16 protein-coding genes are annotated in these 9,176 nt (G+C 54.7%); all 16 read left to right on the top strand.

Annotation, left to right across the window (positions count from 1 at the left end):
• Window positions 1-73: 73 nt before the first annotated feature.
• Window positions 74-448 carry a GIY-YIG nuclease family protein gene (locus ACPQ6D_RS23560; protein ID WP_423226804.1) on the top strand — a complete coding sequence of 125 codons (375 nt, stop codon included), beginning with the start codon at window positions 74-76 and terminating at the stop codon, window positions 446-448.
• Window positions 449-709: 261 nt separating this feature from the next.
• On the top strand, window positions 710-946 hold the full coding sequence (locus ACPQ6D_RS23555; protein ID WP_423226803.1) for a LexA family protein: 237 nt from the start codon (window positions 710-712) through the stop codon (window positions 944-946).
• A 9-nt stretch (window positions 947-955) separates the two neighbouring features.
• Window positions 956-1,315, top strand: a complete 360-nt coding sequence (locus tag ACPQ6D_RS23550) for a hypothetical protein (protein WP_423226802.1) — start codon at window positions 956-958, stop codon at window positions 1,313-1,315.
• A 266-nt stretch (window positions 1,316-1,581) separates the two neighbouring features.
• Window positions 1,582-1,866, top strand: coding sequence for a type II toxin-antitoxin system RelE/ParE family toxin (locus tag ACPQ6D_RS23545; protein ID WP_423226801.1), 285 nt, complete (start codon window positions 1,582-1,584; stop codon window positions 1,864-1,866).
• Window positions 1,859-2,197, top strand: coding sequence for a HigA family addiction module antitoxin (locus ACPQ6D_RS23540; protein ID WP_423226800.1), 339 nt, complete (start codon window positions 1,859-1,861; stop codon window positions 2,195-2,197). Before ACPQ6D_RS23545 ends, ACPQ6D_RS23540 begins: the two co-directional genes overlap by 8 nt.
• 209 nt (window positions 2,198-2,406) lie before the next feature.
• Window positions 2,407-3,012, top strand: coding sequence for an ankyrin repeat domain-containing protein (locus ACPQ6D_RS23535; RefSeq protein ID WP_423226799.1), 606 nt, complete (start codon window positions 2,407-2,409; stop codon window positions 3,010-3,012).
• Window positions 3,013-3,226: 214 nt separating this feature from the next.
• Window positions 3,227-3,856 (top strand): DUF998 domain-containing protein, encoded by a 630-nt coding sequence (locus ACPQ6D_RS23530; RefSeq protein ID WP_423226798.1) that lies wholly within the window; start codon window positions 3,227-3,229, stop codon window positions 3,854-3,856.
• A gap of 297 nt (window positions 3,857-4,153) precedes the next feature.
• Entirely contained in the window at window positions 4,154-4,414 is a 261-nt protein-coding gene (locus ACPQ6D_RS23525; RefSeq protein WP_423226797.1) for a type II toxin-antitoxin system RelB/DinJ family antitoxin, read from the top strand.
• Between the two features lie 88 nt (window positions 4,415-4,502).
• Entirely contained in the window at window positions 4,503-4,682 is a 180-nt protein-coding gene (locus tag ACPQ6D_RS23520) for a type II toxin-antitoxin system YafQ family toxin (RefSeq protein ID WP_423226796.1), read from the top strand.
• A gap of 203 nt (window positions 4,683-4,885) precedes the next feature.
• Complete coding sequence (locus ACPQ6D_RS23515) at window positions 4,886-5,635, top strand: LEM-3-like GIY-YIG domain-containing protein (protein ID WP_423226795.1); 750 nt, start codon at window positions 4,886-4,888, stop codon at window positions 5,633-5,635.
• A gap of 214 nt (window positions 5,636-5,849) precedes the next feature.
• Window positions 5,850-6,101, top strand: coding sequence for a BrnT family toxin (locus tag ACPQ6D_RS23510; protein ID WP_423226794.1), 252 nt, complete (start codon window positions 5,850-5,852; stop codon window positions 6,099-6,101).
• Window positions 6,098-6,391: a hypothetical protein gene (locus ACPQ6D_RS23505; protein WP_423226793.1), complete on the top strand. Its 294-nt coding sequence runs from the start codon at window positions 6,098-6,100 to the stop codon at window positions 6,389-6,391. Before ACPQ6D_RS23510 ends, ACPQ6D_RS23505 begins: the two co-directional genes overlap by 4 nt.
• A 154-nt stretch (window positions 6,392-6,545) precedes the next feature.
• Window positions 6,546-6,695, top strand: coding sequence for a hypothetical protein (locus tag ACPQ6D_RS23500; RefSeq protein WP_423226792.1), 150 nt, complete (start codon window positions 6,546-6,548; stop codon window positions 6,693-6,695).
• Window positions 6,696-7,051: 356 nt separating this feature from the next.
• Window positions 7,052-7,351 carry a HigA family addiction module antitoxin gene (locus tag ACPQ6D_RS23495; RefSeq protein WP_423226805.1) on the top strand — a complete coding sequence of 100 codons (300 nt, stop codon included), beginning with the start codon at window positions 7,052-7,054 and terminating at the stop codon, window positions 7,349-7,351.
• A gap of 457 nt (window positions 7,352-7,808) precedes the next feature.
• Window positions 7,809-8,399, top strand: coding sequence for a dihydrofolate reductase family protein (locus tag ACPQ6D_RS23490; RefSeq protein WP_423226791.1), 591 nt, complete (start codon window positions 7,809-7,811; stop codon window positions 8,397-8,399).
• 111 nt (window positions 8,400-8,510) lie between these two features.
• Window positions 8,511-9,176: DKNYY domain-containing protein (locus ACPQ6D_RS23485; RefSeq protein ID WP_423226790.1), on the top strand; the 666-nt coding region annotated here is incomplete at its 3' end.

The following is a 9,176-nucleotide window of genomic DNA, read 5'->3' as shown; positions in this document are numbered from 1 at the left end:
CTGCTGTCTGACTTGCCACCGCATAACCCATATTCCGTTTTGGGCGGCTCCATAAAACTAGAAAAAGAGATCAATGATGGCAAAGTCGAGAAAAGAAATTCAAAGAGAATATAAGGAGCGACCAAAGACAGCCGGTATCTTTCAGGTGAAGAATGCCGTGAATGGCAAGGTATTGCTTGGTAGCAGCTTGAATCTTGATGGGCCCTTGAATGGTCACCAATTCATGTTACGAATTGGCAGCCACACAAATAAGGCACTTCAAGCTGAGTGGGATGAGTATGGTGAAGACAAGTTCGTTTTTGAAGTGGTAGAGGTGGTGAAAGTAAGAGACGATCCGAATTTCAATGTGGAAGATGAATTGACGTTACTGGAACAGATTTGGCTGGAGCAGTTGCAGCCGTTTGGAGAGCGAGGATATAACACGAGCGAACGTATTCGGCAGGCGTAGGGCTGAAGGTAAAAGAAAGCAGTAGAAAGAGTAAAGCCGCCCAACACCGGCTCCAGCGGACAGCGGCTCTGCCGCTGCTGGTACGCTGTGCATTTTGCCGAGTTGCGCGATAATAACAAAGGCGTTCCGTTTACCCTTGCCGCTGCCGCTGAGCCAATCCGTTGGGCGTCCGATATAACACCGTGGGCCAACCGACAGGATGAGGTACGACTTGCCATCGAGGCCACGCGAAATCGGACACCATACTGCCGAGATGAGGGAATGCTGGACTACACTCACCAACAAGGTCAGTATCTGGCCTTCATCTACTACTACACCAAAATCAACGGCTACCCACCGGCAGAATCGGACATGCAACGTTATTTTCGTGTTTCGCCGCCGGCTGTCCATGACATGATTCTCCGATTAGAGGAGAAGGGTCTGCTCAGGCGCACGCCCAGACAGGCGCGTAGCATCGAGGTGCTGCTACCGGTTCAGCAATTGCCGCCTTTGGAGTAAACACCGCACATGCAGGTTCACTCGAAACACGTCAAGAAGTTGCTGCGCGAAGCATTGACAACAGCCTACGAACGCGAGTTGCATGGTGAACTGAGCCAACTCGACCGAAGCTTCGCAGAATGGCGCGACGGCCGAATCAGTAGTGGTGAACTGAGTCACTGCCTTCATCAATACGAAGTCGGCCCATCGCGGGAGCTATTCAACCGCTACAACAGCGGCTCGCCTGACATGAACGTCGCGTATGCGATTGTGGTTGGACTTCTGGAACGCGAAAGCCTGCCGAGCGAATTGCTGGAGGCGCTCGCGGCGCCGTTGAGTTTCTATCAATCGCTTGCTGCCCAAAACGCGTTGGAAACACCGGGCGATTAATCGTCAATCCAGCGATGACAGGCCGCCAGGTTCGCCGTCATGGGCAGCGGGTCTCGTCGGGCGGGCGCGGCTGGGGCAGCGGCCTAACAGTGGTTCCAGGTGACGGCTGCGCTGGGAACCACTTTCCGGATTGCAGGTACGTGTGGCGCAGCCGCAGGTGAACCTGGCCGTTCGGCGGCTGACTACCATCAGGGCAGGCCAATAGTAAAGCCGGGAGTGATCCAGTCAAATTTGACGACAGTAACGTGTCATGATAATATCGCGATATGATAGAATCATTTGCGGATGAAGAAACTGAAAAGATCTTCAATGGGCGAGTTTCACGCCAGTTGCCTTCGACCATCCAAAAGACCGCCCGCCGCAAGTTGCTCTACTTGGAAGATGCCGATGATTTACAAGACCTGCGCTCGCCCCCTGGGAACCGACTCGAACTTCTGCGCGGTGACCGTGCCGGACAATACAGCATCCGGATCAACGAGCAATGGCGAGTTTGCTTCTACTGGGAAGCGGGAAAAGCGAAACAGGTCAAGATCGAGGATTATCATGACTAGCCAAATCAACAGTGCCGAGGAAGAACGTTTGCCACCTGTCCATCCTGGCGAAGTGCTGCTCGAAGATTTCATGAAGCCGCTCGGCTTAACTCAGTACCGTCTCGCCCAAGACCTGGGTGTATCTGCCTTGCGCATTAGCCAAATCGTCCACGGCAAACGTACGGTGACAGCTGATACTGCCCTGCGCTTGGCGCGTTACTTTGGCACCAGTGCCAACGTCTGGATGCGCTTGCAGGCGCGCTACGATTTGGAAGTGGCAGAAGCAGCACTGGCAGAGCGAGTGAAGCGAGAAGTGAAGGTTCGCCAGCCACTGACACCTGTGTTGGCGTAACCAGTGCGAACATAAGAACAGCAACTATGCCTATGGGCCACGCCGTCGAACATCCATTGCACCGGACTGGGGGTGATCCCGGCCTTTTTGCCGGTCGCCCGTAACATCTGGTTGGGTCTGGATAGTTTGTACCCGCTCTCCCCCAGCCGGTCACCGGGGCGTTAGGCCGTCGGGCGGGAAACGCTGGCAGGTATCGAGAACATTATGACATGAAGTGCAACATTCCGCTTATTTCGGCACTGATGGATGGGCATCCGGCCATCGCACATAGGCTAATTGAACTTGGTGATGATGTCAACATAGTTGTAGAAGATGGCGAGACACCGCTCTTCTTTGCTGTGGAATACGAAGATGTGTTTTGCCACTTGTTGCAGGCTGGCGCACGAGCAACAATCTGTAACCGTTACGGTGAGACGCCACTACACTTGGTAGCAGTGGATGGTACCGCTACGGAAGCCATGCTCCTCGTTCAACATGGAGCTAGTGTCGAAGCCAGAAACGTCCGCAACCAAACACCGCTACATGTGGCTGCCGCATATGGTAATTGCTCAGTTACTCGAACCCTGATTGAAAATGGCGCCGACATGAATGCATGCGACGTAGATGGCGAGACCCCCATTCACTATGCAGTTTATGGCAACATCGAAAGACGTGAACTGCCGAATCATCTGGAGACAGCCCAGATTCTTATTGACGCTGGCGCAGCCTTAGCGGTCGGAAGTTGTAACCAGCAAACACCTCTCGACTTGGCGAGACGCCATTACGGCTATCCTGAGTTGGCAAGTCTACTGATCGAACGTGGTGCAAACGCCTAACCCCTGCTTCCAGCCGACTGACGGAGATCGACGATCAAGCACGATTCGCCATCATGGTCGGCAGGTCTCGTTGGGTGGGGCTGGTCAAGGCCACGGGCCTAACCTTGCGTCAAGCTGACGGCTGCGCCGGTGGAGCTCGCACGATTGTGGGTTGCCTTGGCGCAGCCGCTGCTTACACCCGCCGTTCGGCAGCCCCAGAAAGGATGAATGAAACATGGCAACCGAATATATCTCGACTATATTTGCTTCTGCCTTCCTTGCCATTCTTTTCCTACTTCATTTCCTGAAACGAGAACTCGATCCATCCTGGCGTATGATTAGTGAATATGAGATCGGACGTTATGGTTGGATGATGAGACTGGCATTCTTTTGTTGGGGGGCAAGTGTTCTTGGTCTTCTGATCACCATTTGGCCTACTTTATCACCTATCAGCGGGACAATTAGCCGTTGGTCGTTCGTCCTGATTGTGATCGCTCTATTCGGCGCTGGGATTTTCAAGACTGACCCAATTACTAATGATACCAACAGTTTAGTAAACACAATTCATAAAATCTGTGGAGTGATCGTCATTCTTACATTCCCAATCGCAGCCACACTGGCGGTCCGCAGTCTGCTTCACAATCCCTCGTGGTTGGCATATCAGGGCATATTAATATTTGGAATAGTCTTGGCTTGGATTGGGATGGTTACCTATTTTGCAACCATAATCATCTCTCGAATCAAAGATCCAAAGGCTGGCGAGGTTGGTGGTCCCCATGTCAATATGGGCTGGCCGAATCGATTCAACGTGCTGACATACATTATTTGGATCATCATCGTAGGAGTAATTGCATTACAGTTCTAGCGCTGCCCAACCCGCGGTTGGAACCGACCTGGCCTTCGGCCAGGTGGTAACGCGCATGGCGTCTTCGATGGCGCTTATTGTATATTGAACCTATGAGCGCACAGCCGGCCAGGCGGCTCAACGGCAGGGCGTTGGGCGTCCCATGTAACGCTGTGGGTCAACCGATGAGGAAACCCACGACTCGCCGTTGAAGCCTCGCGCTAGCCAAGAACGCGGTTCCTTCCGCTGCGATTCGTCTTGCAGGGCTTGCCTTTGTATCCCATTCGTGGTACGCTACCGTTCAGAACGGAGGTGTCCATGAACAAGTCAGCCATGATTCGGGCGCGTGTTGACCCCACCCTCAAGGACGAAGTTGAGGATGTCTTTGAGCCATTGGGGCTTTCGGCCACCCAAGCCATCACCCTCTTCTATCAGCAGGTCAAGCTCAACCGTAGCCTGCCCTTCGATGTGCGTCTCCCCAATGCGGTCACGCTGACCACCTTTGCCGAGACGGATGCGGGCGAAAACATTGTCCGTTGCGGGAACGCGCAAGATATGTTCGCGCGGCTAGGGATTTGATGCGCACGCCCAACTATACCACCCAATTCGAGCGCGATCTGCGGCTGGCGCAGGCCGAGGGAAGGACATCGAGCGGCTTAAGGCAGTCTTGGCCGCGTTGATCAACGAAGAATCGCTGGCGGAACGCTATCGTGATCACCTGTTGAAGGGCAACTCCCGGAATCGGCGCGAATGCCATCTCGAACCGGACTGGTTGCTCATCTACAAGCTGAACGACGACGAAATCATCTTCGAGCGCACGGGTGCGCATTCTGACTTGTTTGAGTAGGGCGCTAGTTTGTGGGCCGGCGGCGATGTCGGCCACGGCTCGCGGTCATGGGAGACTGGCTCGCTGCAATTCGCGGGACAGGGCACGAGCCCAACATGGGCATCCGCCTGACTGCTGCCGTGCCGGGTTTATTCGATCACAAAAGCACGAACGGCGGCGGCAAGTGATGCCGGCGGCGTTAGATGCACTGAGGGGGCTGGCACATGAAGTGGGACATGGAATCGCACCTGCCGCCGGGCGTCGCTGAGCACTTGGGCCACTACGTCTACTTGTACCTTGACCCCAGAACGGGTGAACCCTTCTACGTGGGAAAAGGGGCTGGCGAACGGGTTCTTGCGCACTTTGGCGATGTTCGCGAGTCAGAGAAGACGCGCCTCATCGCGGAGCTGAGGGCTGCGGGCATCTCCCCGCAACTCGAGATTCTCGCCCACGGCCTGAAGGACGAAGAGACCGCGCTTCGGGTTGAGGCTGCAGTGATTGATGCACTAGGTCTGGGTTCGCTAACCAATCAGGTTCGCGGCTGGCGCAGTCTCGAGATGGGGCGCATGTCACTCGATGAACTGGCGGCCTTCTACGCAGCGGAGCCGGTGACGATCGTCGATCCGGTGATTCTCATTCGGATCAACCAGCTCTATCGGCGCGACATGTCTCCGCTTGAACTCCAAGAGGCGACCCGCGGTATCTGGAAAGTCGGACCGCGACGTGAGGGTGCAAAGTACGCGTTCTCTGTATTCCACGGACTCGTGCGCGAAGTCTATGAAATCCACGGCTGGTACCCGGCACGCACGCTGACGTACGAGACGCGCGATCTCACCGAACGGGATGCGAGCGGGCGGTGGGAGTTCGACGGACTTGTAGCAGACGAGCAGGTGCGCGCACAGTATCGCAACAGGTCAGTCCATCAGTACTTTGTGCGCGGCAACCAAAGTCCGACCGTGTACGTGAACATGTAGGCGCGGCATCTAACAATGAGACCGAGCCGACTCGCTTCGCTCGCGGCTCATCTCAAGCACGTTAGGCTCTCTAATCCAATAACCTGGCTCAACCGATGCGAAGATGCACGACTCGCGGCCAAAGTCTGTAGTTGGTGCATGCTTTCCCAAAAACTGTGATACAATAACCCCGCAAGAAGAGATTCGGTCCTTTTCGGCAAGAAGAGGCGCGGTTGTGGTCAACTGGCAACGTTTTACGCCTGCTGATTTCGAACCCGATTTCGAGCGAGACGAGTTAGCTGCCCACCATGTGACGTTCGATGAAGCAGTCGAGTGCTTCTTTTCCGAGTTCGAGGTGCGACGTAATAAGTCGGACCATGATCGCTATCAACTGCTGGGTCGGACCATCGGCGGCCGCCTTCTCAAGATCATCTTTCAACTCAAACCAGGCAACATCGTGCGTATTATCACCGAATGGAACATATGAGTCCACGAAGTAACATGAAGAAGCAGTTGTCCGAAGCCGAGATTGATCAGGCTGTCATCGCGCAGGCCGAGGATGATAGCGCCTGGGAAGCGCCTGTGCACGTGCAGCATACTGCGCCCGCCGCACTGATGCTGCCGGCCGATTTGGCGGCACGGGCTGCGTTTCTGGCGCAGTTGCATCGCACGCCCAGTGTCGAGGACTGGTTGCGACGCGTGATCCAGGAACGTGTAGAACTCGAAGAAGCCGCCTTTGTCGGCATCAAACGCAGCTTGGCGGCGCACACAGCCTAGTGTTGGTGGTTGCGCAGGCATCTCACCCCGCTTGGCCGTGGGTTGTGGGATGACAGCTCAATTCGTTTCGTCGTCATGGGCGGCGTGCGTGTAGGGCAGGGAGTGTCCTGGGCCAGGGCCTAACATGGCCTTCAGTAAAAAGGCGCTCCTCGACATGGAGGCCGATGGCCTGACCGAGTTGGACATCGCTGAATCCATTCTGAATGCCGTTGCCATCTACAAGACGATCCGTTCACAAAATCACTGGCGGCAGCTGTTTTTGGCACAGTCGGAACCGCATGTCCAGCCAACGGAGGCCACATGAGAAGAATCCTTCTGTTCGTTTGTTTGGTGTGCTTGATCGTTTTCCCAACAACCACAAACGCAAAACCGAGTTCTTTTACCATAGAGGTAGTAACCCCGCTTGTGCTTACGCCAGCTAATCCTACAGCTGGTCAAATTGTTACAGCCACTTACACCATTAGAAATATAGGTCCAGGCGCTGCGGTTCTGAATCGCCTAGGGGTGGGGGCCCGAGGCCCAAATTGCACCCCAGGAGATTGGCTCTGCTCTAGATACCAAGATTTTCCCTTTCGAGAACAAGTAACAATCCTGGCCGGGCAAAGTTATTCATATAGTGGGCAACGAACTTTTCTTGAAGCAGGAAACTATTTTGCTCAAATCTCTTATGAGTCCCCGGCTGGTGCTTGGTATTTTCCTGGAATTGGTATCACACAATACCGGCTGGCGCAGGACATCGGCGTTCATCCTCGTCGCATCAACGAGATTGTGCACGGGAAGCGCGCGATCGGCGCAGATACGGCCCTGCGCCTATCACGTTACTTCGGTCTATCGGAGCGCTACTGGTTGAATCTTCAGACGCGGTATGATCTGGAAATCGAGAAAGACCGCCTTGAAGGGCGTTTGGAACAGGAAGTCCGTGTCTTCAGTGGCGTAACCCAATCGCCTGCGCCTGCCTGATATTGCTTCCACGACGGCGGCGCCAATCGCGCTCGCACGATTGTGGGTTGCCTTGGCGCAGCCGCTGCTTACGCGGGCCGTTGGGAGGGAATTCGCCAGCCGATTCGTCGGGCGGGGCTTCGACGTGAGCTGCTCAGCGTCGTGCTGACAGATGCAGGCCGTGGAGATTGGCTTTTGCGCCAAATCACCAGTAATTTTTACAGCGATCCAGATGCAATTCCAATATTGGGGAAACGAGACAGCATCAACTCAAAAAGCAGCCCCATCCAAAACGCGTCCAATCAAGCGTGCGCTTCATGTGTATGGTCGGAGTCGAACTCCAAACGCACGAATTGACCAAGCTGCTCTTCCCCAAGTTGTGGTATAAGATGCATCGGTTCTTATTTGAGTCTGCACCCAGGCCCAGCTCAACTCCAACAAGCCGCGCCAGGTCCTATTTAAGCAATAAGGAGATTCCATGAAGACGCTCATCACTGAATTCATTAGCCTCGACGGTGTCGTACAGGCTCCCGGAGGGGCGAGCGAGGACACCGACGGCGGTTTCAGTCACGGCGGATGGTCAATGAAATACTTCGACCCGGCCGTTATGGGTGGCGCGTATAGCGAACTTGCCAAGCATAGCGACGCGCTTCTACAAGGACGTCGCACCTATCAAGCCTCGGCTGGCGCTTGGCCCACTCGCTCAGGTGACCCATTCTCGGACTGGATCAACCGCGTGCAGAAGTACGTAGTGTCCGATACGCTCACCGAGAAGGACATTACGTGGAACCCTACCACAATCATCCGAGGCGATGACCTCGTAAAGACGGTCTCTGATCTGCGCGCGCAGCCGGGGGGCTACATCTACGTGTACGGCAGCGCGACGATGGTCCGGTCGTTGCTCGCCGCCGACCTTGTAGATGAGTTGTTGCTCACGATTGAGCCGATCATCCTCGGTGGGGGGAAGACGATCTTCGCCGCAAACGGAAGGGCGATCGCGTTCACGCTGGAGTCCACAGTCAAAGCCAGCACCGGCGCGCAGGTTTGCCGATATGTGCGTGCTCGGTAATCTCCTTGCGTGCGCATGCTAACAGGTGAGTTCAGCCGCTTCGACTGCGCCGCGCGGCTGAACCACCATAAGGGTGGTATGGCACGACTTTGTGAATGAAGGCGAAGGTTCATGATGAACTCAGACCGGGATGGCTATGAAGTTCGCGGGAATGAAGTGTACTATGTCAGAACCGTCTATGTCCTGCTAATCAGCTATCGGGACGCGAAACTGATTCTGGAAGCAGATGGCAAAACCTTTGAAATTCTTGACAAAAAGGATTACGCCAGGGACAGCAGGCACGTTTTTTATCAAGGCTCTTTGCTCCCCGGTTCCGATTCCGCAACGTTTCGATGGCGCAGCCCCAGTTTCTATGCCTGGGATGCGAATCAGGTATACTGCAACGGTCGGATAATCCGAAATGCGCAGCCAGGCTCATTTGAGCCTCTTGGCAATTTGTTCGCCCGCGATAAGCATCGGGTTTATCTATCTGATTTAACGGTGCAAGGGGCCGATCCGGCTACTTTTGAAATAGTCAAAGGAAACATCGGGCGGGACCGGCAGGATTACTATGTGAGCGAAAAGCCTTTGCATGTTCGTGATATCAAAACTTTCAAAATGCTAAAAGATGACGTATCTTGGAACGACATCTGGGCAGCGGACAAATGGAATTATTATGTTGGCACGGATGCCTCGCCGATTGCGGATGCTGGAACATTCCAGGTCATGGAATACGGATACGCAAAGGATGCAAAACACGCCTACTACCTCAATACCGTGCTTGCTGATGCCGACGTG

The organism is Candidatus Amarolinea aalborgensis, from assembly GCF_900491745.1.
Classification (GTDB): domain Bacteria; phylum Chloroflexota; class Anaerolineae; order SSC4; family Amarolineaceae; genus Amarolinea; species Amarolinea aalborgensis.
The sequence above is the reverse complement of the archived record's forward strand: the minus strand, read 5'-3'. Positions and strand labels throughout refer to the sequence as shown.

Coding starts and splice junctions, on each gene's coding strand:
- ACPQ6D_RS23560 (WP_423226804.1), top strand. CDS start 74: ATGATGGCAAAGTCGAGAAAAGAAATTCAAAGAGAATATAAGGAGCGA.
- ACPQ6D_RS23555 (WP_423226803.1), top strand. CDS start 710: ATGCTGGACTACACTCACCAACAAGGTCAGTATCTGGCCTTCATCTAC.
- ACPQ6D_RS23550 (WP_423226802.1), top strand. CDS start 956: ATGCAGGTTCACTCGAAACACGTCAAGAAGTTGCTGCGCGAAGCATTG.
- ACPQ6D_RS23545 (WP_423226801.1), top strand. CDS start 1,582: ATGATAGAATCATTTGCGGATGAAGAAACTGAAAAGATCTTCAATGGG.
- ACPQ6D_RS23540 (WP_423226800.1), top strand. CDS start 1,859: ATGACTAGCCAAATCAACAGTGCCGAGGAAGAACGTTTGCCACCTGTC.
- ACPQ6D_RS23535 (WP_423226799.1), top strand. CDS start 2,407: ATGAAGTGCAACATTCCGCTTATTTCGGCACTGATGGATGGGCATCCG.
- ACPQ6D_RS23530 (WP_423226798.1), top strand. CDS start 3,227: ATGGCAACCGAATATATCTCGACTATATTTGCTTCTGCCTTCCTTGCC.
- ACPQ6D_RS23525 (WP_423226797.1), top strand. CDS start 4,154: ATGAACAAGTCAGCCATGATTCGGGCGCGTGTTGACCCCACCCTCAAG.
- ACPQ6D_RS23515 (WP_423226795.1), top strand. CDS start 4,886: ATGAAGTGGGACATGGAATCGCACCTGCCGCCGGGCGTCGCTGAGCAC.
- ACPQ6D_RS23505 (WP_423226793.1), top strand. CDS start 6,098: ATGAGTCCACGAAGTAACATGAAGAAGCAGTTGTCCGAAGCCGAGATT.
- ACPQ6D_RS23500 (WP_423226792.1), top strand. CDS start 6,546: ATGGAGGCCGATGGCCTGACCGAGTTGGACATCGCTGAATCCATTCTG.
- ACPQ6D_RS23490 (WP_423226791.1), top strand. CDS start 7,809: ATGAAGACGCTCATCACTGAATTCATTAGCCTCGACGGTGTCGTACAG.